A 24,158-nucleotide genomic window follows, 5' to 3' on the forward strand; every position below is an offset into this window, starting at 1 on the left:
CATGAGGACGCCACTGATCGACCGCCGCAATTTTCTCAGGGCTGCCGGCGCCGGCTTGGTCGCGTCAATGGCGCCGCGGGCCTGGGCGGACACGCTTGCCGCCGATGCCGTCTTTGCCACCGCCTTCGTCAAGCGCGACGGCAGCTTTGGCGCCGCTGTGTTGTCGGAAGCCGGAAAAGTATTGCATGCGATCGACCTGCCCGACCGTGGCCACGACGTCACCTTCGATCCGGTCTCGAAGCGCTCCGTGGTCTTCGCCCGGCAACCCGGCACCTTCGCCGTGGTCTTCGACCATGCCGGCCGCGAGCCGCCGCTGACCATCGCCAGCATCACCGGTCGGCATTTCTTCGGCCACGGTGTGTTTTCCACCGACGGCGCGCTGCTTTACGCCACCGAAAACAATTTCGACAATGCCGCCGGCGTGGTCGGGATCTACGACGCACGGGCCAAGTTCAGCCGCATCGGCGAGTTTCCGACCTATGGCATGGGGCCGCATGAGCTCTTGCTGCTCGGAGACGGCCGGACGATCGCCATCGCCAATGGCGGCATCGAGACCCATCCCGACTATGGCCGCGCCGAGCTCAACATCGCCACCATGAAGCCGTCCTATGTGCTGGTCGATCGCACAACCGGCGATCTCATCGAAAAGCACGAACTGCCGCCGGCTCTGCACCAGCTGTCGATTCGCCACATGGATGCCGACCCCACAGGCACCATCTGGTTCGGCTGCCAGTACCGCGGGCCGGGCACCGAGCGGCCACCGCTGGTCGGCCGCGCCACGCGCGGCAAGGGGCTGCAGCTGCTCGACATGCCGCAGGACGTGCTATCCGGCTTCCGGAATTACATCGGCTCGGTCGCCGCCAACCCGATTGCCGGCACGGTCGCGGTGTCTTCGCCGGAAGGCAATTCGCTGGCCGTCATCGACGCCGCCGGCGGCAAGATCGTCGCCACCAAGGCGCTGGTCGAGGTCTGCGGCCTGGCGCCCGACGGCCCGGGCTTCATGGCAACCACGGGTGCCGGCGAAATCATCGAAGGCAGCGGCGCGACGCGCTCCGAGCCCGACTATGTCTGGGACAACCACATGCTGCGCATCGCGCCGGCGGCGTAAGCCGTCCGGCCTGCACCGAAGCGAAGCCGCTTAACAATTTACGCGCTGGCTCTTGCGGCGGCGCGCCGTGGCGGGCAGAGGGAGACTGTTTTTCGAACCGGTCGCCCATGAAACTGCTCGCCATCGACTGTGCCGCCAATCTCTGCGCCGCTTGCGTCTATGACGCATCGGGCGGCAGAGAACTTGGCCGCTCGGTACTCGATCTCGGCAAAGGCCATGCCGAACACCTGATGGCTGTCATTGACGAAGCGCTGAAAGCGGACGGCACCGATTATGCCGGCCTTGGCGCCGTTGCGGTTTCCATCGGTCCGGGTTCCTTCACCGGCCTGCGGGTGGGCGTCTCGGCGGCGCGCGGCCTGGCGCTGGCGCTGAAGATCCCGGCGATCGGGGTAACGACACTGGAGGCGCTGGCGGCCGAGGCGAGGGCGGCATTTCCCGGCCGCCCGGTCCTGGCCGCTCTCGATGCCGGCCGCGAGGAAATCCATGCCGCGCTTTACGATGCGGAAGCGATTTTGCGCTATGGTCCGGCGGTGACCACACTTGCGCAAGCCGCGGGAATGGCGGCGGACAATCGTCCGGTGCTTGCCGGCACGGCCGCCGTGCAGATCGCAGCCGCGGCCGGTCGCGATTTCGATATCGGCCCGACGGCTGCCACCGCCGACATTGCCGTCTACGCCCGGCTCGCCGCTGCAAAAGGCGAGGGCGACAAGCCGAAGCCACTCTATCTGCGCGGCGCCGATGCCAAGGCGCAGGCCGGGTTCATCCTGTTGAGGCAGGAAAAGTGATGCGCATCCCTTTCCTCCAGCCGCGCCGCAGGGACTATGCGCTCGAGCCGCTGACCATCGCCGACAGCCCGGCAGCGTCGGTGCTGCACCGCGAGGATTTCGTCCGGCCCTGGACCGATGGCGAGTTCGCCGCGTTGCTCGAACAGGAAACCGTGTTCGGCTATGCCGCGCGCGAAATCGGCCAGGGCGCCAAGCCGCCGGTCGGCTTCGTGCTGGCCAGGCTTGCAGCCGGCGAGGGCGAGATTCTGACCGTGGCGGTGGCGCGCTCGCATCGCCGCCAGGGGCTCGGCTGGCAATTGATGGACGCCGTACTGCGCGAATTGCATGCGCAGCGCGCCGAGGCGCTGTTCCTTGAGGTCGACGAGACCAATGTCGCTGCCATCGCCCTCTACCGGCGGCTGGGCTTCCGCCAGGTCGGCCACCGCGCCAATTATTACCGCTCGACCGAACATGGTCCTACCGGCGCGCTTGTCATGCGCCGCGATCTTCGCTAGCCAAAGTTTTGGGGCAGGGCCAAGCTGCATGATCGGAAAAATCAGGATTTTCCTGGCGCTGAGCCTCGTTGTCATCGGTTCGCTGGTCCTTGTTCCTTTGCAGCTGCTGTCGATGAAGACTGGAATCTGGCGTGAGACGGTCATTCTGAAGGCCTGGCACAGCCTCATCGTCCGGACGCTCGGCCTGCGCATCCATGTCAAAGGTGCGCTGTCCAGCCAGCGCCCGCTGCTGGTCGCCTCGAACCATATCTCCTGGACCGACATCATGGTGCTGGGCTCCTTTGCCGATGTGACCTTCATCGCTCGGGCGGACATGGAGGGATGGCCGCTGATCGGCTGGCTGTCGAAACTGCAGCGTACGGTCTTCATCGAACGCGAGCGTAAGCGGACAGCTGGCGACCAGGCCAGCGAGATCGCCAGCCGCATGGCCAAGGGCGACGCCATGGTGCTGTTTGCCGAGGGCTCTACCGGCGACGGCAACACCATCCTGCCGTTCAAGAGCACCTTGTTCGGCGCCGCCTCGATGGCGATTTCGGAAGGCGCGGCCGAGCAGGTCTTCATCCAGCCGCTGGCGATTGCCTACACGCGGGTGCACGGCGTGCCTCTCGGCCGTCGCCACCGGCCGCTCGCTGCCTGGATCGGCGATCAGGACCTGATGCCGCATCTCAAGGTGCTGATGGCCGAAGGCGCCATTGACGTCGAGGTGCATTTCGGCGAGCCCATCGCCTTTTCCAAGGGCTCGAACCGCAAGGAAACGTCGAGGCTGATGGAAAGCAAGGTGCGCGCCATGATGCAGGCCGCGCTCGCCGATCCCCGACCGAGCCGCTAGCGCAGGCCGGGCGCCTACAGGCCGATGCCCGAGAATCGTCTGTTTTTTGTCACGGAAAGGCGTTAGAAGCCGCCGGATGGATTTGAACACGATAGAGCGGAACGAAACCGACAGCGCCTCGCAAAGCGCTGCTGCGGCGTCCGCCCCGGCCAAAAAGGTCTTCGTCAAGACCTATGGCTGCCAGATGAATGTCTATGACTCACAGCGCATGACCGATGCGCTGGCCGCCGACGGCTACACCGCGACCGATGTCATCGCCGACGCCGATCTGGTGCTGCTCAACACCTGCCATATCAGGGAGAAGGCGGCGGAAAAGGTCTATTCCGAGCTTGGCCGCATCCGCGACATGAAGGCTGAACGCGCAGCAGTTGGGCGCGAAATGCTGATCGGCGTCGCCGGTTGCGTCGCGCAGGCCGAAGGCGCGGAAATCATCCGCCGTTCGCCTGCTGTCGATCTGGTCATCGGCCCGCAGACCTATCACCGGCTGCCCGATGTGCTGGCCCGGGTGCGTGGCGGCGAGAAGATCGTCGAGACCGAATACGCCATCGAGGACAAGTTCGAGCATCTGCCGCAGCCGAAGCGCGCCGAAATGATCAAGCGCGGCGTCACCGCCTTCCTCACGGTGCAGGAAGGCTGCGACAAATTCTGCACCTTCTGCGTCGTGCCCTACACCAGGGGCTCGGAAGTGTCGCGTCCGGTGGCGCAGATCGTCGCCGAAGCCGAGCGGCTGGCCGATGCCGGTGTGCGCGAGGTGACGCTGCTGGGGCAGAACGTCAATGCGTGGCACGGCAAGGGTGAGGATGGCATGGAATGGGGACTTGGCCGTCTGCTGTTCCGGCTGGCCGAGATTCCCGGCCTGGCGCGGCTGCGCTACACCACCAGCCATCCGCGCGACATGGACGACGAATTGATCGCTGCCCATCGCGACCTCCCGGCTTTGATGCCTTATCTGCATTTGCCGGTGCAATCCGGGTCCGACCGCATCCTCAAGGCGATGAACCGAAGGCACACGGCCAAGGACTATCTGGCACTGCTTGAGCGCATCCGCGCTGCGCGCGGCGACATCGCGCTGTCCGGTGACTTCATCGTCGGCTTCCCCGGCGAGACCGATGCAGATTTCGAGGCAACCATGGGTCTGGTGCGCCAGGTGAACTACGCCTCGGCCTTCTCGTTCAAATATTCGCCGCGTCCCGGCACGCCGGGCGCCGATATGCCCGATCACGTGCCGGAAGCGGTCAAGGATGAACGCTTGCAACAGCTGCAGGCATTGTTGCTCAAGCAGCAGCAGGATTTCGGCCTGGGCCTGGTCGGCAGCACCATCGACACGCTGATCGAGAAGCCCGGCCGTCAGGCCGGCCAGAAGGTCGGCCGCTCGCCTTGGCTGCAGCCGGTTATTGTTGATGAAAAGGCCGGCGAAATCGGTGACATTATCCGGGTGCGAATCACGAAGACGGGCTACAATAGCCTGTTCGCCGAGTTGGCTTGATGGCCTCGGCAGATGAGGAGAGACGGTTGAGCGCTGCTGAAGTGAAGACTCTGCCCCAGAACCAGACATCCGGGGCCTCTGACATGGCGCACATCGTTCTGACTTTCGACAACAACAAGCTTGCCAGCGCCCTGTACGGCCAGTTCGACGAGAACCTGGCCCGGCTCGAGCAGAAGCTCGGCGTCGACATCCGCTCGCGCGGCAACCAGTTGACCATCAAGGGCTCGGCCTCGGCGGCCGAACAGGCGCGCCGCGCACTCGACAATCTCTACGGCATTCTCCAGAAGGGCACCGACATTGGCCAGTCCGACGTCGATGGCGCCGTGCGCATGGCCATTGCCGCCGACGACCAGCTGACGCTGCCGACGCTGGAACGCAAGGGCAAGGTTTCGGCCGCCCAGATCTCCACCCGCAAGAAGACGATCTATGCCCGTTCGCTCAACCAGGACGCCTATATGCGGGCGCTGGAGCGTTCGGAACTTGTCTTCGGCATTGGCCCCGCCGGCACCGGCAAGACCTATCTGGCGGTGGCGCATGCGGCGATGCTGCTCGAACGCGGCATGGTCGAGCGCATCATCCTGTCACGGCCGGCGGTCGAGGCCGGCGAGCGGCTGGGTTTTCTGCCCGGCGATATGAAGGAAAAGGTCGATCCGTATCTGCGGCCGCTCTATGACGCGCTTTACGACATGATGCCGGCCGACAAGGTCGAGCGCGCCATTGCCGCCGAGGTCATCGAGATCGCGCCGCTGGCCTTCATGCGCGGCCGCACGCTGGCGCATGCCGCCGTCATCCTGGACGAGGCGCAGAACACCACGCCGATGCAGATGAAGATGTTTTTGACCCGCCTCGGCGAGAATTCGCGCATGATCGTCACCGGCGATCCGACGCAGATCGATCTGCCTCCAAGCACCAAGTCGGGCCTCGTCGAAGCCTTGCGTGTCCTTGACGGCGTGGCGGGCGCGGTAACCGTGCGCTTCAACGATGTCGACGTTGTGCGCCACCCGCTGGTGGCCGAAATCGTCAGGGCCTATGACCGCGACGCCAAGCTGGCGCGCGGCCTCGGCGCCCAGAGCTGATGTGACGATGCGGGCTCATGCCTGAAGACATAAGACCTGGCGGCGGGGATAGTTCGGTTCCCGTCGAGATCGATATGTCGGTCGAGGCCGGCGACTGGCCCGATGAGGCGGCGCTGACGCGTCTGGTCGATCGCGCCGTGTCGGCTGCCTTTGCCGAAACCGCTGCTGCCGGTCCTTCCGAACTCAGCATCGTCTTTTCCGACGATGCCCATATCCGTACCCTCAATGCCGGCTGGCGCGGCAAGGACAAGGCGACCAACGTCTTGTCTTTCCCTGTTTTTCCGTTCCCCAGGGGTGGCAAGCTGCCGCCCATGCTGGGTGACATCGTGCTGGCCGCCGAGACGGTGGCGCGCGAAGCAGCCCTGGAAGACAAGCCCTTCGAGAACCATATCACCCATCTCGTCATCCACGGCCTGCTGCATTTGCTGGGCTACGATCACGAGACCGATGCAGAGGCCGATGAGATGGAAGCCATCGAGCGCTCAGCGCTCGCAAGGCTTGCCATTCCCGATCCCTACACGTAATGACAAAAGACCAATTGACCGGACGACGATGAACGACAAACCAGAAACTGCCGCCCGCCCCGAGGCTGGCAGTGCGACAAAGCCTTCCGATACGACGGAAGAGGGATCGAGTCCGAGTCCCAGTTCCGGCAGCCCCGCTTCTGGTGGCATTGCCAGCGAGCCATCGCCTGCCGGTCCGTCCCTGTTCGACCGCGTCTTGGGCCTTTTCAGGCAGCGGAACGGCACCAGCCTGCGCGAGGAAATCGCCGGCGCGCTTGCCGAAACGACCAGCGATGCCGGGTCTTTCTCGCCCGGCGAACGCGCCATGCTCAACAACATATTGCGCCTGCGCGAGGTACGCGTCGAGGACGTCATGGTGCCGCGCGCCGATATTGAGGCCGTCGAGATCACCACGACGTTGGGCGATCTGCTCGGTCTGTTCGAGCAGTCCGGCCATTCCCGCATGCCGGTCTATTCCGAGACGCTCGACGATCCGCGCGGCATGGTTCACATCCGCGACGTGCTGGCCCACATCACCAAGGTCGCCCGGGTCAAGAAGGGCAGAACATCCAGGAAGACGCCGGCAACGACGCTTCTCGACCTCGCCCAGGTCGATCTCGGCCGCACCATCGGCGACCTCAATCTGATCCGCCCGGTGCTTTTCGTGCCGCCCTCGATGCTTGCCTCCGACCTGATGGGCCATATGCAGACGACGCGAACCCAGATGGCGCTGGTCATCGACGAATATGGCGGCACCGATGGTCTCGCCTCGCTGGAAGACATCGTCGAGATGGTCGTCGGCGATATCGAGGACGAGCATGACGAGGACGAGCCGCTGATCACCCAGACCGGCGAGGGCGTGTTCGTCGTCGACGGCAAGGCCGAGATCGACGAGGTCGCCAAGATGATCGGCGAGGACTTTACCGCCGGTGAGCATGGTGAATATGTCGACACGATCGGCGGCATGATCTTCAACACGCTGGGCCGCGTGCCCGCGCGTGGTGAGGTTGTGCAAGCCATCCCCGGCTTCGAATTCCACGTGCTCGACGCCGATCCGCGCCGCGTCAAGCGGGTGCGCATCGTCCAGAACCAGAAGGGCGAGCGTCGCCGCCGCGTGACCGCCCCCCGCACCGAGCAGGCCTAGGACAGAACGTCGCCCGGCCGATGACGATCGACGATCCCTTCAAGCACTCAACCTTTGGCTCGGGTGTGTTCTACAAGGACCCGCGAGCCGCATTGAAATGGCTCGAAACGGCCTTCGGCTTCGAGCCGAGCATGGTGGTCAGCGATGCCGACGGACGGCTGGTCCATGCCGAAATGCGCTTTGGCGACGGCTACATCATCGTCGATTCCGAATGGGCCGATCATATTGCCAGTCCGGTAAGCGTCGGCGGCAAGAACACTCAGTCGGTCTGTGTGCGTCTGAAAGACGGCCTGGACGTGCATTGTGGGCGGGCAATGGCGGCTGGAGCCCAAATCGTCGAGGAGCCTGCCGACCATTTCTACGGCGAACGGCAGTATCGGGCGCGCGACCCCGAAGGGCATGTCTGGACCTTCACCGAGACCTTGCGCACGGTGCCGCGCGAGGAGGCCGAGCACCTGAGCGGGCTCACCATCGAGGGATGGCACCGATAGCGCAGCGATCGGCCGGTTCGCGTTTCAATAAATCTGATAAATCTTGGCTCTTGATTCGCGCGACCTGGGAAGTCTGTATGGAGCGCCTTGCCGGCCGGATAATTCTGCTTTGGGGCTGGCGGCGCGCGCTGGTGGCGTTTCTTGCCGGGGCGCTGGCGGTGCTCGCCCAGGCGCCATACGATTTCTTCGCCGTCTGTTTCGTCTCGTTTCCACTGCTGGTCTGGCTGCTCGACGGCGCCACCGGCGAGGCTTCCGACGGCTGGCTCAGGCGCCTGCGGCCGGCCTTTGCCATTGGCTGGTGGTTCGGCTTCGGCTATTTCCTCGCCGGCCTGTGGTGGATCGGTGAGGCGCTTCTGGTCGAGGCCGACAGTTTCGCCTGGGCCTTACCCTTCGCGGTCGTCGGCATTCCTTTGGCGCTGGCATTTTTCTACGGCTTCGCCACCGTCGTCGCGCGGCTGTTATGGACCAACGACATTGGCCGCATTGCCGCCCTTGCCTTTGCTTTTGGCCTGACGGAATGGCTGCGCGGCTTCCTGTTCACCGGCTTTCCCTGGAATGCCGTCGGTTATGCGGCGATGCCCGTGCCGCTGTTGATGCAAAGCGTGTCGGTGACCGGCATGGTCGGCATGAACGCGCTGGCGGTCTTTGTCTTCGCCATGCCGGCCTTGCTTGCAGCACGCCGGCATGTCCGTCTCGGTGTGGTCCTGCTTGCCATTCTCGTCGCCGCCCATGCCGGCTTCGGCTATGTCAGGCTCGCGACCCCCGACAAGCCGGCAACCCGCACTCTCGATGTCCGTATCGTGCAACCGGATGTCGACCTCAGCGAAAAATGGGACGCCTCGGTGCGCGACCGCATCTTCGCCACGATGATGGGCCTGTCGGCCGCAGCGCCCGATCCCGGTCATGACAAACCGCAACTTATCCTGTGGCCGGAGACCTCGGTACCGTTCCTGTTCACCGAGCGTCCGGACGCGCTGACCGCGCTCGGCGACATGCTGCAGCCTGGTCAGATGCTGATTGCCGGCGTCGTGCGCGAGGAGCGCGGATCGGGGGCGGATGCCGACAGCCGCTACTACAATTCGGTGGTGGCGATCGATGACAAGGGCGAAATCGCTGATGCCGTCGACAAGGTCCATCTGGTGCCGTTCGGCGAGTATCTGCCGTTTTCCGGTCTGCTCAGCCGCTTCGGCATCGGACAACTCGTCGCCGGGCCGATGAATTTCGCCGCCGGCAACGAACGCCATCCGATCGCTTTGCCCGGCGGCATCAGCGCCTTGCCGTTTATTTGCTACGAGGTGATCTTTCCTGATCTGGTGGCTGTTGACGCAACGTCATCCCAGCTTATTGTAAACGTCACCAACGACGCATGGTTCGGCGACACGCCCGGGCCGTACCAGCATTTCAGGCAGGCTCAGATTCGCGCGGTGGAAAACGGATTGCCGCTGTTGCGCGCCGCCAACAACGGCATTTCCGCCGTTGTCGATACGCGCGGACGCATCGTCGACGCATTGGCGGTCGATGCGCGTGGCGCCATCGACGTGCGGGTGCCGATCTCCGGCCAAGCCTTCATCTCCGCCGCGGGGCGGCGCATTAACGGAATGCTGATCATGTTGGTGTTTGCCGCAATCGCCCTCAGCTTGAACGTAAGGCAACGGCTACGGGTGAATTGACAGTCGACACATTAGAAACTCATACTGTTACCGCCTAATTTTCTCGAAGTCGGTTGGTGTTTCTGTTGGGGCAGTTGGCTCCGGCTTCGTTTGGGCGAGAAAAATAGAAAAGGCCGGAAAAATTCGGCGAGGAAAAAATGACAGAAGAAAACAAGAAGAAACCGAATCCGATCGACATCCATGTCGGAAGTCGCGTCCGCCTTCGGCGCAATATGCTTGGAATGAGCCAGGAAAAGCTTGGTGAAAATCTCGGTATTACGTTTCAGCAGATCCAAAAATATGAAAAAGGAACGAACCGCGTCGGCGCCAGCCGTCTGCAGGCAATAGCCTCGATACTCAGCGTGCCTGTCGCCTTCTTTTTCGAGGATGCGCCAGGGCAGGAGCCGGTGGGTAATAGAGGATTTGCCGAGGACACTTCGATGGCTTTCGCCGTCGAATTCTGCGGCAGTCCGGAAGGGCTTCAGCTCAACCGCGCGTTCGTCAAGATCGCGGATGTGAAGGTGCGCCGCCGGATTATCGACCTTGTGAAGTCCCTTTCTGCCGAAGATGCCGAGTGATTCGGTGGGTCGATTGACCCATTGGCCCCAGTAATCCCCCGGGCCCGAGTAGCCCAGAGGCTCGACTGCCGGCGGTGCCAAGCCGCCGGTGGTACAAGATATATTGCTGCGGCACTCATGCCAGAACCGCGGCACCGCTTGACGAGCGGCGCCCGGCACCGTTAACACGTGGCGCGCCAAAATCGGCAGCCCTGCCGATCGTTTTTTCAAGAGGGGACACCCGTGACGCGGCAGAACTACTTCTTCACCTCGGAATCCGTGGCCGAGGGTCATCCCGATAAAGTCTGTGACCGCATCTCGGACGAGATCGTCGATCTGGTCTATCGCGAGGCCAAGAAGACCGGCATGGACCCATGGAAAGTCCGCGTCGCCTGCGAGACGCTCGCAACCACCAACCGCGTCGTCATCGCCGGCGAAGTAAGGGTTCCCGATACTCTGCTGAAGCGGGACAAAGCCGGCAACATCCTCAAGGACGCCGCCGGGCATTCGGTCGTCAACCCGGCCAAGTTCAAGTCGGTCGCCCGCAAGGCGATCCGCGAAATCGGCTACGAGCAGGCCGGCTTCCACTGGAAGACGGCAAAGATCGAGGTTCTGCTGCACGGCCAGTCGCCCGACATCGGCCAGGGAGTCGACAACGCCGCCGACCGCCAGGGCGAAGAGGGTGCCGGCGACCAGGGCATCATGTTCGGCTATGCATGCCGCGAGACCCCGGACCTGATGCCGGCGCCGATCTATTACAGCCACAAGATTCTCGAACTGCTCGCCGCTGCCCGTCACGAAAACAACGGCGAAGCCGGCAAGCTCGGGCCTGACGCCAAGAGCCAGGTCACCGTTCGCTATGTCGATGGCAAGGCCGCCGAAGCGACTCAGATCGTGCTATCGACGCAGCATCTCGACGCGACCTGGGATTCCAAGAAGGTCCGCAAGGTCGTTGAGCCTTACATCCGTGAGGCGCTCGGCGACCTCAAGATCGCCGACGATTGCATGTGGTACATCAACCCGACCGGCAAGTTCGTCATCGGTGGGCCGGACGGCGACGCCGGCCTGACCGGCCGCAAGATCATCGTCGACACCTACGGTGGTGCTGCCCCGCACGGCGGCGGCGCCTTCTCCGGCAAGGACACCACCAAGGTCGACCGCTCCGCCGCCTACGCGGCGCGCTATCTCGCCAAAAATGTAGTGGCGGCCAAGCTCGCCGACCGCTGCACCATCCAGCTGTCCTACGCTATCGGCGTTGCTCAGCCGCTGTCGGTCTATGTCGACCTGCACGGCACCGGCAAGGTCGACGAGGCCAAGCTCGAGGAAGCGCTGCGCACGGTGATGGATTTGTCGCCATCCGGCATCCGCAGGCATCTCGACCTCAACAAGCCGATCTACGCAAAGACCTCGTCCTACGGCCATTTCGGCCGCAAGGCCGGCCGAGACGGGTCCTTCTCCTGGGAAAAGACCGATCTGGCCAAGGCGCTCAAGGACGCGATCGCTGCTTAGGCATGATTCCAAAAAGTGGGTACCGGTTTTTTGGAAAAGATCATGCTCCAACAAAGGATTAGATTGAGATGAGATTTCAGCCAAATCTCATCTCAATCCCAAATCTCATCTCAATCTAAGCGCGGCGCGCGACCAGGCCATGGATCCACAGGACAGGCGGAGCCGGGCGACCGAAGGGTTCTTCGGCCGCCGGCACGGCAAGACCATTCGCCCGCAGCAGGCGGCGGCGCTGGAAAGCGGTCTTGGGGCCTATGGCCTCGACCTCTCCGTCCAGGCACCGGCAGAATTGCGCGCGCTATTCTCAGCGGATGTTTCAACGGTTCGGCTGGAAATCGGCTTCGGCGGCGGTGAGCATCTGCTGCACCGTGCCACGGAGGCACCGGCGACCGGCTTCATCGGTGTCGAGCCGTTCGTCAACGGCATGGCCAAGCTGATGATGGCGGTGCGGGAAAAGCCGCTTGCCAATCTTCGCGTTTATGACGACGACGCCACGCGCCTGCTCGACTGGCTGCCGCAGGCGTCGCTCGACGGCATCGACCTGCTCTATCCCGATCCCTGGCCGAAGAAAAAGCACTGGAAGCGGCGCTTTGTCAGCCCGCTCAACCTCGATCGGTTCGAGCGCGTGCTGAAGCCGGGCGGAAGCTTCCGCTTCGCCTCCGACATCGACACCTATGTGAACTGGACCTTGTTGCACTGCCGGGCGCATGGCGCGCTCCTCTGGCAGGCGCAAGATGGGGCCGACTGGCATCGGCCCTATGAAGGCTGGCCGGGCACACGCTACGAGGCGAAAGCCATTCGCGAGGGCCGACGGCCGGCCTATCTCACCTTCATCAGAAAATAGTTCGATGCGGGAAAGTGTCCCGCATCGACAGCCGGTCTGGCTTCAGAAACGGCCGATCTTGCCGAAAGCGGTCGGGTCCATGCCGAGCCGGCGCAGATCGTTGGCGCGCGGCTTGCGGCCGGCTTCGACGGCCCGCGAGGCGGCTACGGCGCTGCCGAACAGGGCGAAGGCGTCGCCTATGGCGGAAAACACGGTACGGTTGCTCATTGTCTTGACCTTTCGCGCCACCGCGCGCTCATATTGGTTTGTGCAGTGCAGCATAGATAGCGATGTCACATCCGGGATCACAGGGCCGTTACCGCATAGCCGGGATGCGCCCCGCGCAATCCTGGCCAGCCATCGCCGGCTGCACTCTGCGCGGCCCCTCAACAGACTTGAAACACTGGCCGGGATCGTCTATATCAGCCTCAAATTCTTGGTCGGTATGACGAAGAGTGGGTCCACCCGGTCCCGCTCTTTTTTATTACCTGCCGGTCAGCCATCAGCAAAGAGATGGTTCGGGACGACGATCATCCTGATCCATAGAACGACAGGAAACGCATGACTGCAACGGCAAGCGAAGCCGACGACCGCATCATCCGCGAAAGCGGTATCGATGCGCGCATCGCGCTGATCGTCCAGCCGGTGTTGCGAGGCATTGGCTTCCGCCTCGTGCGGGTGCATCTGTCGGGCCAGAACGGCCTGACGCTGCAGATCATGGCCGAACGCGAGGACGGCACCATGACCGTCGAGGATTGCGAAGAGGTCAGCCGCGCTGTGTCGCCGGCGCTCGACGTCGATGACCCGATCGAGAAGGCCTATCATCTCGAAGTGTCGTCGCCGGGCATCGACCGGCCGCTGGTACGCAAGTCGGATTTCGTCACGTGGACCGGCCATCTGGTGAAGATGGAAACCTCGGTGCCGGTCGCCGACCGCAAGCGCTTCAAGGGCAAGATCGCCGAAGCCGGCGAAGACGACATGCTGCTCGAGCGCGACAAGGCCGCCTACGGCGAAGAGCCGACGGTTCGCATTCCTTATGACGCGATCGCCGATGTGCGGCTGATCCTCACCGACGACCTTATTCGCGATGCCCTTTCGAAGGACAACCGGGAACGCAAGGAAGCCAAGAAACGCCGCGGCGAAGCTGATGATGCACCCGAAGGTGCTGAAGGCGGCGCGGAAGACGAAATCGAACAGGAACTATGATGAGCGGCCGGGCCTAAAAGCTCGGCAACAAGCTCGGGAGAAATAAGATGGTTGTAAGCGCCAACAGACTTGAACTGCTGCAGATCGCCGACGCGGTGGCGCGTGAAAAGTCGATCGACAAGTCGATCGTCATTGCCGCCATGGCTGATGCGATCCAGAAGGCCGCGCGCTCGCGCTACGGCCAGGAAACCAACATCCGCGCCGACATCAACGCCAACACCGGCGAGATGAAGCTGCAGCGGCTGATGGAAGTGGTCGAGAAGGTCGACGACTACGCCACCCAGATCGCCATTTCCTCGGCCCGCGAGCGCAATCCGGACGCCCAGCTTGGCGACTTTATCGCCGAACAGCTGCCGCCAATGGATTTCGGCCGCATCGCCGCCCAGTCAGCCAAGCAGGTCATCGTGCAGAAAGTGCGCGAGGCCGAGCGCGACCGCCAGTATGACGAATACAAGGACCGCATCGGCGAGATCGTCAACGGCACCGTCAAGCGCGTCGAATATGGCAACGTCATCGTCGATCTCGGCCGTGGCGAGGCGATTATCCGCCGCGACGAGCTGATCCCGCGTGAAAACTACAAGTACGGCGACCGCGTCCGCGCCTATGTCTACGACGTGCGCCGCGAACAGCGCGGCCCGCAGATATTCCTGTCGCGCACCCATCCGCAGTTCATGGCCAAGCTCTTCACCATGGAAGTGCCGGAAATCTATGACGGCATCATCGAGATCAAGTCGGTCGCCCGCGACCCAGGCTCGCGCGCTAAGATCGCCGTCATTTCGCGTGACTCGTCGATCGATCCGGTCGGCGCCTGCGTCGGTATGCGCGGCAGCCGCGTCCAGGCCGTGGTCGGCGAATTGCAGGGCGAAAAGATCGACATCATTCCGTGGTCGCCTTCGGCCGCCTCCTTCATCGTCAACGCGCTGCAGCCGGCGGAAGTCGCCAAGGTGGTGCTCGACGAGGATGCCGAGCGCATCGAAGTGGTGGTTCCCGACGACCAGCTGTCGCTGGCCATCGGCCGTCGCGGCCAGAACGTGCGTCTTGCCTCGCAGCTCACCGGCTGGGACATCGACATCCTGACCGAGGCCGAGGAGTCTGAGCGCCGCCAGAAGGAATTCGTCGAACGCTCGTCGCTGTTCATGGAAGCCCTTGATGTCGACGAGATGGTCGGCCAGGTGTTGGCCTCCGAAGGCTTCACCAGCGTCGAGGAAGTTGCCTATGTCGATTCGGGCGAGATCGCCTCGATCGACGGTTTCGACGAAGACACCGCTTCGGAGATCCAGACCCGCGCCCGCGAATATCTGGAGAAGATCGAAGCCGAGCATGACGACAAGCGCAAGGCGCTGGGCGTCACCGACGAACTGCGCGAGATCCCTGGCGTCACCACCGCCATGATGGTGACGCTCGGCGAGGATGGCGTGAAGACGATCGAGGATTTCGCCGGCTATGCCGCCGACGACCTGACCGGCTGGAAGGAACGCAAGGACGGCGAGACCAAGGTATTCCCGGGTGTGCTGGCCAATCACGGCGTGTCGCGCGCCGACGCCGAGCAGATGGTTCTGGCAGCCCGCCTCAAGGCCGGCTGGATCACCGAAGACGAGCTTGCAGCCGAACAGGTCCCGGCTGACGAAGCCGTTGGTGCGTGAGGTGAAACCGCATCGCACACAACCCGCCCCAGGACGAGATGAACGATCGCACCTGCATCGTCACGCGCAAGCAAGCCGAGCCGGATGAGCTGATCCGTTTCGTCGTCGGCCCGGATTCGGCCGTCGTTCCTGACCTGAAGAGAAATCTGCCCGGCCGTGGTTGTTGGGTGAGCGCCGACCGCCTACATATCGACAAGGCGGCGGCGAAGAACCTGTTTGCCCGCGCCTTCAAGGCGCAGGTCGTCGTGCCGCCCGATCTCGGCGGCATGGTCGACGGACTGCTTGCACGATCCGCTTTGGGTATGCTTGGCCTTGCCCGCAAGGCTGGCTCGATCGCACTCGGCGCAACCAAGGTCGAGAGCGCGGTGCGCTCGGGGTTGGCGCTTTTCGTGCTCCACGCGACCGAGGCATCCGACGATGGCGTGCGCAAGATCAGTCAGGCGCGGCGGGCAACTGTCCACCTCGGCGGGCCTGCAGTCCTTGCCTACAAACTTTTCTCCGAGGCCGAGTTGAGCTTGGCATTGGGGGGTACAAATGTGATACATGCTGCCGTTCTCGCGGGAGACGCGGGCAAGGCGGTTGAGAGGCGCATGGTTGCGCTCGACCGATATCGGGGCGGAACCCCCGACGATCTGGCAATGCTTGCGGCCGTTGCTGACGAAGATGATGCTGCAGAGGATATGGAATGAGCGATACGAAATCGGGCGACGATAAGACGTTGAGTGTTACACCGAAGAAGACCTTGACGCTGAAGCGCCCCGGTACCGAGCAGAGCGTCGTGCGACAGAATTTCTCGCATGGCCGCACCAAGCAGGTCCAGGTCGAGATCAAGAAGCGCAAATTCTCCATGCCCGGCGACAAGCCGGAGCCGGTGGCTGCACCCGTATTTACGCCCAAGCCCGCGGTAGTGGCAGCCCCCGTCGTGCAGGAAGCGCCCAAGGCGCCGCCTCCGCCGCCCCCGGCCGAACGCGGCGGCATGGTGCTGAACGAACTGTCGCGCAATGAAATGGAAGCGCGCCGCAGGGCGCTCGAAGGCTCCAAGGTTCGCGACGTCGAAGACCGCCAACGCGCCATCGAAGAGGCCAAGCGCCGCAACGAGGATGAGGAACGCCGCAAGCGCGAGCGCGAGGAATCCGCGCGCCGTCAGGCCGAGGAAGAAGCCCGCCTGCAGACCGAGGCCGAGTCCCGCCGCCGCGCCGAGGAAGAAGCGCGCCGCCGCGCGCCGCAGGCTGCCGAGCTTGTGGCATCGGACGATGAGGAAGAGGTCAAGCCGAAGCGCACCGCCGCCGGCGCCCCGGTACGCCGTCCGGTTACGCCCGAAGTGGCGCGCCCGGCCAAGCCGACCAAGGCCGAGGAAGACCGTCGTCGCGGCAAGCTGACCCTCAACACGGCTCTTTCCGACGAGGACGCGCGCGCCCGCTCGCTGTCGTCGATGCGTCGCCGCCAGGAAAAATTCAAGCGCGCGATGCACAATGAGCCGCGCGAGAAGGTTATGCGCGAAGTGATCCTGCCTGAAACCATCACCGTCCAGGAACTGGCGCAGCGCATGTCCGAGCGCGCCGTCGATGTGGTTAAGTACTTCATGAAGCAGGGCCAGATCCTGAAGCCGGGCGACATCATCGACGCCGACACGGCCGAGCTGGTCGCCACCGAATTCGGCCACACGGTCCGCCGCGTCGCCGAGTCCGACATCGAGGAAGGCCTGTTCAACATTGCCGACAATGCCGAGGACCTGGTGTCGCGGCCGCCTGTCGTGACCATCATGGGCCATGTCGACCACGGCAAGACCTCGCTGCTCGACGCCATCCGCAATGCCAATGTCGTCTCCGGCGAAGCCGGCGGCATCACCCAGCATATCGGCGCCTACCAGGTCGAGAAGAACGGTCAGAAGATCACCTTCATCGACACGCCCGGTCACGCCGCCTTCACGGCGATGCGCGCCCGCGGCGCTCAGGCGACCGACATCGCCATCCTGGTGGTGGCGGCCGACGACAGCGTCATGCCGCAGACCATCGAATCGATCAGCCATGCCAAGGCGGCCGGCGTTCCGATCATCGTGGCGATCAACAAGATCGACAAGCATGATGCCGATCCGCAGAAGGTTCGGTCGGAACTGCTGCGCCATGAGGTGTTCGTCGAATCGATGGGCGGTGAAGTGCTGGACGTCGAAGTGTCGGCGACCAAGGGCACCAACCTCGACAAGCTGTTGGAAGCGATCCTGCTGCAGGCCGAAATCCTCGACCTCAAGGCCAATCCGGACCGTACCGCCGAGGGCGTGGTCATCGAAGCCCAGCTCGACAAGGGCCGTGGCCCCGTCGCCACCGTACTGGTGCAGACCGGCACTTTGATGCCGGGCGACATCCTCGTCGCCGGCAACGAATGGGGCCGGGTGCGCGCGCTGGTCAATGACCGTGGCGAGCAGATCAAGGAGGCTCCTCCGGCAATGCCGGTCGAGGTGCTCGGCCTGCAAGGCACGCCGCAAGCCGGCGACCGCTTCGCTGTCGTCAACAACGAGGCCCGCGCCCGCGAGATCACCGAATATCGCCAGCGTCTGGCGCGCGAGAAGGCAGTGGCTCGCCATGCCGGCCAGCGCGGCTCGCTCGAACAGATGATGTCGCAGCTGCAGACGAGCGGGTTGAAGGAATTCCCGCTGGTCATCAAGGGCGACGTGCAGGGTTCGATCGAGGCGATCAACGCCGCTCTCGACAAGCTTGGCACCGACGAGGTGCGTGCGCGCATCGTTCATGCCGGCGCCGGCGCCATCACCGAAAGCGACGTGTCGCTGGCGGAGACCTCGGGGGCCGCGATCATCGGCTTCAACGTCCGTGCCAACGTGCAGGCACGTGCGGCCGCGGCGGCCGCGGGCATCGAAATCCGCTACTACTCGATCATCTACAACCTCGTCGACGATGTGAAGGCAGCACTTTCCGGCCTGCTGTCGCCGGAACGCCGCGAGACCTTCATCGGTAATGCCGAGATCCTCGAGATCTTTGACATCACCAAGGTCGGCAAGATCGCCGGCTGCCGTGTCACCGAAGGCAAGGTCGAGCGTGGAGCGGGCGTGCGCCTGATCCGCGACAACGTCGTCATCCACGAAGGTACGCTGAAGACCCTCAAGCGCTTCAAGGATGAAGTCGCGGAAGTTCCGGGCGGCCAGGAGTGCGGCATGGCTTTCCAGAACTACGAGGACATGCGCGTCGGCGACATCATCGAGTGCTTCCGCGTCGAGATGGTGACCCGGACGCTCTGAGTTCGTATACTGTCGATACGACCGGGCGGTGGTCGAAAGACCGCCGCCCTAACTTTAATGCCTGTCGCCCAAAAGTGCGGGATAAACGACATGCATAGAACAAATATGAGACATGGCGGCACGGTCCCATCCCGCGCCTCACGCTTTCCGGATTGAGAAAAATGCCCCGTCCAACCGCCTCCAGCCCATCCCAGCGCATGCTTCGCGTCGCCGAACAGGTGCGCCATGCGCTGTCGGAAACCTTGCAGCGCGGCGAGATTATCGACCCGCTGATCGAGAACACCGTGGTTTCGGTCTCGGAAGTGCGCATGTCCACTGATCTGAGGGTCGCAACGGCCTTCGTTTCGCCGCTCGGCGCCAAGGACACAGGTGCGGTCATCGACGCGCTCAACAAGCATGCGAAGTTCGTCCGTGGCCGCGTCTCCGGCGCGCTCCGCCAGATGAAGTTCATGCCGGAGTTCCGCTTCAAGCTCGATACGTCCTTCGACAATTTCGCCAGGATCAACGATTTGCTGAAATCGCCCGAAGTCGCGCGAGACTTGGGTGCCGATGGCGAAGACAACGACAAGGACGAGAAATAGTGGGGCGCCGCGGCAAGAGGAAGGGCCGGCCGATCTCCGGCTGGGTGGTGCTGGATAAGCCGGTTGGCATGGGTTCGACCGAAGCCGTCTCCAAGATCAAATGGCTTTTCCAGGCCGAAAAGGCCGGCCATGCCGGCACACTCGACCCGCTGGCCTCTGGCATGCTGCCGATCGCGCTGGGCGAGGCAACCAAGACCGTGCCTTATGTGCAGGACGGCGCCAAAATCTACCGGTTCACCGTCGCTTGGGGCGAGGAGCGTTCGACCGACGATCTCGAAGGCCCGGTGACGCAAAGTTCCGACCGCCGTCCGGCGGAAAACGACGTCAGGGCGCTGCTGCCGAACTACACCGGCGTCATCATGCAGACACCGCCGCAATTCTCGGCCATCAAGATATCAGGCGAACGCGCCTACGATCTCGCCCGTGGGGGCGAGGCGGTCGACATCCCCGCGCGCGAGATCGAGATCGGCCGTCTGGACATCGTCGAGCACGCTGCCGACCACACTTTGTTCGAGGTCGAATGCGGCAAGGGCACCTATGTGCGCTCGCTGGCCCGCGACATGGGCCGCGACCTCGGCTGCTTCGGTCATATCGCCGAATTGCGCCGGGTCGAGGTCGAGCCGTTCACCCAGGAGGATTTCGTCACCCTCGCCGAACTGGAAGTCGCCCGTTTCGGCGAACAGCGCGAAGCTGACGGAGAGGGCGACGCCGATGTTGCCGATGCGCCGATCGACTTCGGCGCCATCGATGCGCTGCTTGTCGACACGGCTGCCGCGCTCGACTGCCTGCCCCAGATCGCCATCAGCGACGAAGCGGCGACCAAGATCCGCCTTGGCAATCCCATCATCATCCGCGGCCGCGACGCGCCCGTGGAAGCCGAGGAAGCCTGCGCCACCGCGCGCGGCAAGCTTGTCGCCATCGGCGCCATCGAGCAAGGCATGTTCAAGCCGAAGCGGGTCTTTGTCGGCTGACCACTCTCGTCTAGTCTTACGTCGACGTCACATCCGAGGGGCACATGGCAAAGGCTGAGGCGGTGAAGAAGCGGGCGCCGGTGACAACGCGCCGGCCGCCGGTTGGCGCCTCGCCCGGCACGCTGATCGCCGATCCGGCGGCGCGACGGTCCGAGCTGCGGCTGACGCTGATTTCGCCTGAAAAATTCAAGACCATCAACGATGCCAGCATCGACGATCTCAACACCCATTGCGACAACTGGCCGGTCGTCTGGTTGGACTGCACCGGCCTCGCCAACATCCAGCTGATCGAGGAGATCGGCCGGATCTTCAACCTGCATCCACTGGCTCTTGAAGATGTCGTCAACACCGGCCAGCGGCCGAAGGTCGACTTCTTCGAGGACCACGCCTTCGTCGTCATGCGCATGATCGACGACGTCAAGGTGCATCGCTATGAGCAGATCGCGGTGTTCTTCGGCAAGAAATTCGTCGTCACCTTCCAGGAGCGCGAAGGCGATCCGTTCGACCCCGTACGCAAGCGCATCGCGGCAGCGTTGCCCAACCGCTTGCGGATGCGCGGCGCCGACTATCTGGCCTATGCGCTCATCGACTCCATCGTCGACAGCTATTTCCCGCCGATTGAGGCCGCTAGCGAGGAGGTCGATGGCATCGAGGACGAGATGCTCAACACGCCTCACAAGCATCAGATGCGCCAGCTGCACGAATTGCGGCGCGACGCCAATGTGCTCAAGGGCGTGCTGTGGCCGATGCGCGACGCGCTGGCGACGCTGATCCGCAACGACGTGCCCTATGTGAAGCCGGAGACGAAAATCTTCTTCAACGACACGCTCGACCACGCATTGCGGCTGATCGAGCTGGTCGAGAACCAGCGTGATATGCTGACCGGCTTGATCGAAATGCATTTGTCGCTGAGCCAGGCACGCACCAACGATGTGATCTCTTATCTCACCATCGTCTCGGTGATTTTCATGCCGCTAACCTTCCTGGTCGGTATCTGGGGGATGAATTTCGATCCCGAGAGCTCGCCGTGGAACATGCCGGAACTGAAAGCCTACTATGGCTACCCGGCTTCGCTGCTGTTCATGCTGGCCGTTGCTGTCGGGCTGATCGTCTTCTTCAAAAGCAAGAAGTGGCTGTAAGGTTTCGGTGTCAGGGGAATCCTGGATTCCCGAGCAAAGGGCTGCGACAAGCCGGCTTTATGAATGGGCTGGTGTTTTCCGGGGAATTGCCCTATATGCGCCGCAGCATCGCGCCATGTCGCTTTGCTTGCACCGGCCCCTGCTGGACGACATCCCGGCTGAGGGCGACCCGTTTCCTCAAACAGATAAGGAAAAACACGATGTCGATTACTGCCGAGCGCAAACAGGAATTGATGGGTGAATTCGCAACCGCCAAGGGCGATACCGGGTCTCCGGAAGTCCAGGTGGCCATCCTTTCCGAGCGCATCAAGAACCTGACCGACCACTTCAAGGACCACAAGAAGGATAACCATTCCCGCCGTGGTCTGCTCGCTCTCGTCTCCCAGCGCCGCAGCCTGCTTGATTATCTCAAGCGCAAGGATGACGCGCGCTATCAGACGTTGATCGAGAAGCTCGGTCTGCGCCGTTGACGAATTGACCGGCGGGCTTTCGAAGGAGAGCCCGCCGGTCGCGCATTCTGCCAGTCGCATCGATTGGCTAGACCCGGTTTCGAGCGCGCAGAGGCCACTCGAAACCGCCCATGGACGGTCATGGGGCAGGATTGCAGGACGCTCGTGCGCTAACCAGTGCCGAAATCTACCCGAGCTTCCCGTTGTCTTGCCCGTGGCTGCCCGAGAAAGGAAGCCAGGGAAAGGGCATCCGCGCACCGTGAAACGGCGCGGCCCTTTCCGCTTATTAAGGACAAGATATGTTCAACTACCACAAAGTGGAAATCGAATGGGGCGGCCGTCCGCTCATCCTGGAAACCGGCAAGATCGCACGTCAGGCTGACGGCGCGGTGCTTGCGACCTACGGCGAAACCAAGGTTCTCGCCACCGTCGTTTCGATGAAGGAGCCGAAGCCAGGCCTCGATTTCTTCCCGCTGACCGTCAACTACCAGGAAAAGACCTACGCCGCCGGCAAGATCCCCGGCGGCTACTTCAAGCGCGAGGGACGTCCGAGCGAAAAGGAAACGCTGGTTTCCCGCCTGATCGACCGCCCGATCCGCCCGCTCTTCGCCGACGGCTACAAGAACGACACCCAGATCGTCGTCACCGTCGTCCAGCATGACCTCGAGAACGATCCCGATATCCTGTCGATCGTCGCCACCTCGGCCGCTTTGACGCTGTCGGGCGTTCCCTTTATGGGCCCGATCGGCGGCGCCCGAGTCGGCTACATCAACGGCGAATACGTGCTCAACCCGCATGTCGATGAGATGCAGGAATCCAGGCTCGACCTCATTGTCGCCGGCACCGCCGACGCCGTGCTGATGGTCGAGTCCGAAGCCAAGGAACTCGGCGAAGAGCTGATGCTCGGCGCCGTCATGTTCGGCCACAGGGGCTTCCAGCCGGTGATCGACGCCATTATCAAGCTGGCCGAAGTTGCCGCCAAGGAGCCGCGCGATTTCACGGCGCCGGACTACTCCGCGCTTGAAGCCGAAATGCTGAAGATCGTCGGCGACGAGCTCAGCAATGCCTACAAGAACGTCGACAAGCAGAAGCGCTACGCTGCCGTCGACGCCGTCAAGGCGAAGGTCAAGGCTGCGTTTGCCCCGGCTGAAGGCGAAGACGCCAAGTACACCTCCGAGCAGATCGGTTCGGTGTTCAAGGAACTCCAGGCCAAGGTCGTGCGCTGGAACATCCTCGACACCGGTTCGCGCATCGATGGCCGTGACCTCAAGACTGTCCGCAAGATCGTCTCGGAAGTCGGCGTCCTGCCGCGCACGCACGGTTCGGCGCTGTTCACCCGCGGCGAGACCCAGGCGCTGGTCGTTGCCACGCTGGGCACCGGCGAGGACGAGCAGTATGTCGATTCGCTGACCGGTATGTACAAGGAGAAGTTCCTCCTTCACTACAACTTCCCTCCCTACTCCGTCGGCGAGACCGGCCGCATGGGTTCGCCGGGCCGCCGCGAAATCGGCCACGGCAAGCTCGCCTGGCGCGCCATCCGTCCGATGCTGCCGAGCGCGGACCAGTTCCCCTACACGCTGCGCGTCGTCTCGGAGATCACCGAGTCCAACGGTTCGTCGTCGATGGCCACCGTCTGCGGCACATCGCTGGCGCTGATGGATGCCGGCGTTCCGCTGGCCAAGCCGGTTGCTGGTATCGCGATGGGCCTGATCAAGGAAGGCGAGCGCTTCGCGGTTCTGTCCGACATCCTGGGTGACGAAGATCACCTCGGCGACATGGACTTCAAGGTTGCCGGTACCGAAGGCGGCATCACCTCGCTGCAGATGGACATCAAGATCGAGGGCATCACCGAGGAGATCATGAAGATCGCGCTGGACCAGGCCAAGGACGGCCGCCAGCATATCCTCAGCGAGATGGCGCATGCTCTGACCGGCGCCCGCCCCGAACTCGGTGAGTTCGCACCGCGCATCGAGGTTATGCACATCCCGACCGACAAGATCCGCGACGTGATCGGCTCCGGCGGCAAGGTTATCCGTGAGATCGTCGAGAAGACCGGCGCAAAGATCAACATCGAGGACGACGGCACGGTCAAGATCGCTTCGTCGAACGCCAAGGAGATCGAGGCGGCCAAGAAGTGGATCCATACCATCGTCGCCGAGCCGGAAGTCGGCGAAATCTACGAAGGCACGGTCGTCAAGACCGCCGACTTCGGCGCTTTCGTCAACTTCTTCGGTCCGCGTGACGGCCTCGTCCACATCTCGCAGCTTGCCAACGACCGGGTCGCCAAGACCTCGGACGTCGTCAAGGAAGGCGACAAGGTCTGGGTCAAGCTGATGGGCTTCGACGAGCGCGGCAAGGTCCGCCTGTCGATGAAGGTCGTCGACCAGGCCACCGGCAAGGAAATCGCCCGCGACAAGAAGGCCGAAGGCGAAGAAAACGCCGCCTGAGTGGTCTGACAATAGAGTTGA

At 63.3% G+C, this 24,158-nt stretch carries 23 protein-coding genes; 22 read left to right on the forward strand and 1 reads right to left on the reverse strand.

Going from position 1 to position 24,158, the window contains the following annotated elements:
• Position 1: 1 nt before the first annotated feature.
• From NLY37_RS26685 to trmB, 13 genes are all read left to right on the forward strand, one after another.
• Complete coding sequence (locus NLY37_RS26685; RefSeq protein ID WP_023740771.1) at positions 2 to 1,108, forward strand: DUF1513 domain-containing protein; 1,107 nt, start codon at positions 2 to 4, stop codon at positions 1,106 to 1,108.
• 107 nt (positions 1,109 to 1,215) lie between these two features.
• Positions 1,216 to 1,893 carry a tRNA (adenosine(37)-N6)-threonylcarbamoyltransferase complex dimerization subunit type 1 TsaB gene (tsaB, locus tag NLY37_RS26690; RefSeq protein WP_023669541.1) on the forward strand — a complete coding sequence of 226 codons (678 nt, stop codon included), beginning with the start codon at positions 1,216 to 1,218 and terminating at the stop codon, positions 1,891 to 1,893.
• Positions 1,893 to 2,387, forward strand: coding sequence for a ribosomal protein S18-alanine N-acetyltransferase (rimI, locus tag NLY37_RS26695; RefSeq protein ID WP_023669542.1), 495 nt, complete (start codon positions 1,893 to 1,895; stop codon positions 2,385 to 2,387). The genes tsaB and rimI overlap by 1 nt, the downstream gene beginning before the upstream one ends.
• A 28-nt stretch (positions 2,388 to 2,415) precedes the next feature.
• Positions 2,416 to 3,216 (forward strand): lyso-ornithine lipid O-acyltransferase, encoded by an 801-nt coding sequence (gene olsA / locus NLY37_RS26700; protein ID WP_023740770.1) that lies wholly within the window; start codon positions 2,416 to 2,418, stop codon positions 3,214 to 3,216.
• 76 nt (positions 3,217 to 3,292) lie between these two features.
• Positions 3,293 to 4,702 carry a tRNA (N6-isopentenyl adenosine(37)-C2)-methylthiotransferase MiaB gene (miaB, locus tag NLY37_RS26705; RefSeq protein ID WP_023740769.1) on the forward strand — a complete coding sequence of 470 codons (1,410 nt, stop codon included), beginning with the start codon at positions 3,293 to 3,295 and terminating at the stop codon, positions 4,700 to 4,702.
• Between the two features lie 83 nt (positions 4,703 to 4,785).
• Complete coding sequence (locus NLY37_RS26710; RefSeq protein WP_031245904.1) at positions 4,786 to 5,778, forward strand: PhoH family protein; 993 nt, start codon at positions 4,786 to 4,788, stop codon at positions 5,776 to 5,778.
• Between the two features lie 17 nt (positions 5,779 to 5,795).
• Entirely contained in the window at positions 5,796 to 6,302 is a 507-nt protein-coding gene (ybeY, locus tag NLY37_RS26715) for an rRNA maturation RNase YbeY (RefSeq protein WP_023669546.1), read from the forward strand.
• Between the two features lie 28 nt (positions 6,303 to 6,330).
• Complete coding sequence (locus tag NLY37_RS26720) at positions 6,331 to 7,425, forward strand: hemolysin family protein (RefSeq protein WP_023669547.1); 1,095 nt, start codon at positions 6,331 to 6,333, stop codon at positions 7,423 to 7,425.
• Between the two features lie 20 nt (positions 7,426 to 7,445).
• Positions 7,446 to 7,916 carry a VOC family protein gene (locus NLY37_RS26725; RefSeq protein ID WP_023740767.1) on the forward strand — a complete coding sequence of 157 codons (471 nt, stop codon included), beginning with the start codon at positions 7,446 to 7,448 and terminating at the stop codon, positions 7,914 to 7,916.
• A gap of 77 nt (positions 7,917 to 7,993) precedes the next feature.
• Positions 7,994 to 9,586 (forward strand): apolipoprotein N-acyltransferase, encoded by a 1,593-nt coding sequence (gene lnt, locus NLY37_RS26730; protein ID WP_023740766.1) that lies wholly within the window; start codon positions 7,994 to 7,996, stop codon positions 9,584 to 9,586.
• 137 nt (positions 9,587 to 9,723) lie between these two features.
• Entirely contained in the window at positions 9,724 to 10,143 is a 420-nt protein-coding gene (locus NLY37_RS26735) for a helix-turn-helix domain-containing protein (RefSeq protein WP_023669550.1), read from the forward strand.
• A gap of 222 nt (positions 10,144 to 10,365) precedes the next feature.
• The gene (metK, locus tag NLY37_RS26740) at positions 10,366 to 11,631 is read left to right on the forward strand and encodes a methionine adenosyltransferase (protein ID WP_023669551.1); all 1,266 of its coding nucleotides are present in this window, start codon (positions 10,366 to 10,368) and stop codon (positions 11,629 to 11,631) included.
• A 139-nt stretch (positions 11,632 to 11,770) separates the two neighbouring features.
• A complete protein-coding gene (trmB, locus tag NLY37_RS26745) occupies positions 11,771 to 12,472 on the forward strand; it encodes a tRNA (guanine(46)-N(7))-methyltransferase TrmB (RefSeq protein ID WP_023740765.1) in 702 nt (233 codons plus the stop codon).
• Between the two features lie 42 nt (positions 12,473 to 12,514).
• On the opposite strand, the gene NLY37_RS26750 is transcribed toward trmB, so the two are convergent.
• A complete protein-coding gene (locus tag NLY37_RS26750) occupies positions 12,515 to 12,679 on the reverse strand; it encodes a hypothetical protein (protein ID WP_023669553.1) in 165 nt (54 codons plus the stop codon).
• Positions 12,680 to 13,012: 333 nt separating this feature from the next.
• On the opposite strand from NLY37_RS26750, the gene rimP reads away from it, so the two are divergent.
• The 9 genes from rimP to pnp all read left to right on the forward strand — a co-directional run bounded on the left by rimP (position 13,013) and on the right by pnp (position 24,137).
• Entirely contained in the window at positions 13,013 to 13,657 is a 645-nt protein-coding gene (gene rimP / locus NLY37_RS26755; RefSeq protein WP_023669554.1) for a ribosome maturation factor RimP, read from the forward strand.
• Between the two features lie 47 nt (positions 13,658 to 13,704).
• Positions 13,705 to 15,300, forward strand: a complete 1,596-nt coding sequence (gene nusA, locus NLY37_RS26760; RefSeq protein WP_023669555.1) for a transcription termination factor NusA — start codon at positions 13,705 to 13,707, stop codon at positions 15,298 to 15,300.
• Positions 15,301 to 15,338: 38 nt separating this feature from the next.
• On the forward strand, positions 15,339 to 15,989 hold the full coding sequence (locus NLY37_RS26765; RefSeq protein ID WP_023669556.1) for an RNA-binding protein: 651 nt from the start codon (positions 15,339 to 15,341) through the stop codon (positions 15,987 to 15,989).
• On the forward strand, positions 15,986 to 18,550 hold the full coding sequence (infB, locus tag NLY37_RS26770) for a translation initiation factor IF-2 (protein WP_023740764.1): 2,565 nt from the start codon (positions 15,986 to 15,988) through the stop codon (positions 18,548 to 18,550). The genes NLY37_RS26765 and infB overlap by 4 nt, the downstream gene beginning before the upstream one ends.
• Before the next feature lie 161 nt (positions 18,551 to 18,711).
• Positions 18,712 to 19,131 carry a 30S ribosome-binding factor RbfA gene (rbfA, locus tag NLY37_RS26775; RefSeq protein ID WP_023669558.1) on the forward strand — a complete coding sequence of 140 codons (420 nt, stop codon included), beginning with the start codon at positions 18,712 to 18,714 and terminating at the stop codon, positions 19,129 to 19,131.
• On the forward strand, positions 19,131 to 20,102 hold the full coding sequence (truB, locus tag NLY37_RS26780; protein ID WP_023740763.1) for a tRNA pseudouridine(55) synthase TruB: 972 nt from the start codon (positions 19,131 to 19,133) through the stop codon (positions 20,100 to 20,102). The genes rbfA and truB overlap by 1 nt, the downstream gene beginning before the upstream one ends.
• A gap of 44 nt (positions 20,103 to 20,146) precedes the next feature.
• Positions 20,147 to 21,241 (forward strand): magnesium/cobalt transporter CorA, encoded by a 1,095-nt coding sequence (gene corA, locus NLY37_RS26785; RefSeq protein ID WP_023682006.1) that lies wholly within the window; start codon positions 20,147 to 20,149, stop codon positions 21,239 to 21,241.
• 95 nt (positions 21,242 to 21,336) lie between these two features.
• Positions 21,337 to 21,711: a 30S ribosomal protein S15 gene (rpsO, locus tag NLY37_RS26790; RefSeq protein ID WP_280790898.1), complete on the forward strand. Its 375-nt coding sequence runs from the start codon at positions 21,337 to 21,339 to the stop codon at positions 21,709 to 21,711.
• A gap of 278 nt (positions 21,712 to 21,989) precedes the next feature.
• Positions 21,990 to 24,137, forward strand: coding sequence for a polyribonucleotide nucleotidyltransferase (gene pnp / locus NLY37_RS26795; RefSeq protein WP_023682005.1), 2,148 nt, complete (start codon positions 21,990 to 21,992; stop codon positions 24,135 to 24,137).
• The last annotated feature ends 21 nt before the right edge of the window (positions 24,138 to 24,158 follow it).

Source organism: Mesorhizobium sp. C395A, assembly GCF_030323205.1.
Classification (GTDB): Bacteria; Pseudomonadota; Alphaproteobacteria; order Rhizobiales; family Rhizobiaceae; genus Mesorhizobium.

Bases quoted from the DNA above. Each gene is read 5' to 3' on its own strand.
- NLY37_RS26685 (WP_023740771.1), top strand. From the start codon at position 2: ATGAGGACGCCACTGATCGACCGCCGCAATTTTCTCAGGGCTGCCGGC.
- tsaB (WP_023669541.1), top strand. From the start codon at position 1,216: ATGAAACTGCTCGCCATCGACTGTGCCGCCAATCTCTGCGCCGCTTGC.
- rimI (WP_023669542.1), top strand. From the start codon at position 1,893: ATGCGCATCCCTTTCCTCCAGCCGCGCCGCAGGGACTATGCGCTCGAG.
- olsA (WP_023740770.1), top strand. From the start codon at position 2,416: ATGATCGGAAAAATCAGGATTTTCCTGGCGCTGAGCCTCGTTGTCATC.
- miaB (WP_023740769.1), top strand. From the start codon at position 3,293: ATGGATTTGAACACGATAGAGCGGAACGAAACCGACAGCGCCTCGCAA.
- NLY37_RS26710 (WP_031245904.1), top strand. From the start codon at position 4,786: ATGGCGCACATCGTTCTGACTTTCGACAACAACAAGCTTGCCAGCGCC.
- ybeY (WP_023669546.1), top strand. From the start codon at position 5,796: ATGCCTGAAGACATAAGACCTGGCGGCGGGGATAGTTCGGTTCCCGTC.
- NLY37_RS26720 (WP_023669547.1), top strand. From the start codon at position 6,331: ATGAACGACAAACCAGAAACTGCCGCCCGCCCCGAGGCTGGCAGTGCG.
- NLY37_RS26725 (WP_023740767.1), top strand. From the start codon at position 7,446: ATGACGATCGACGATCCCTTCAAGCACTCAACCTTTGGCTCGGGTGTG.
- lnt (WP_023740766.1), top strand. From the start codon at position 7,994: ATGGAGCGCCTTGCCGGCCGGATAATTCTGCTTTGGGGCTGGCGGCGC.
- NLY37_RS26735 (WP_023669550.1), top strand. From the start codon at position 9,724: ATGACAGAAGAAAACAAGAAGAAACCGAATCCGATCGACATCCATGTC.
- trmB (WP_023740765.1), top strand. From the start codon at position 11,771: ATGGATCCACAGGACAGGCGGAGCCGGGCGACCGAAGGGTTCTTCGGC.
- NLY37_RS26750 (WP_023669553.1), bottom strand. From the start codon at position 12,679: ATGAGCAACCGTACCGTGTTTTCCGCCATAGGCGACGCCTTCGCCCTG.
- rimP (WP_023669554.1), top strand. From the start codon at position 13,013: ATGACTGCAACGGCAAGCGAAGCCGACGACCGCATCATCCGCGAAAGC.
- nusA (WP_023669555.1), top strand. From the start codon at position 13,705: ATGGTTGTAAGCGCCAACAGACTTGAACTGCTGCAGATCGCCGACGCG.
- NLY37_RS26765 (WP_023669556.1), top strand. From the start codon at position 15,339: ATGAACGATCGCACCTGCATCGTCACGCGCAAGCAAGCCGAGCCGGAT.
- infB (WP_023740764.1), top strand. From the start codon at position 15,986: ATGAGCGATACGAAATCGGGCGACGATAAGACGTTGAGTGTTACACCG.
- rbfA (WP_023669558.1), top strand. From the start codon at position 18,712: ATGCCCCGTCCAACCGCCTCCAGCCCATCCCAGCGCATGCTTCGCGTC.
- corA (WP_023682006.1), top strand. From the start codon at position 20,147: ATGGCAAAGGCTGAGGCGGTGAAGAAGCGGGCGCCGGTGACAACGCGC.
- rpsO (WP_280790898.1), top strand. From the start codon at position 21,337: ATGCGCCGCAGCATCGCGCCATGTCGCTTTGCTTGCACCGGCCCCTGC.
- pnp (WP_023682005.1), top strand. From the start codon at position 21,990: ATGTTCAACTACCACAAAGTGGAAATCGAATGGGGCGGCCGTCCGCTC.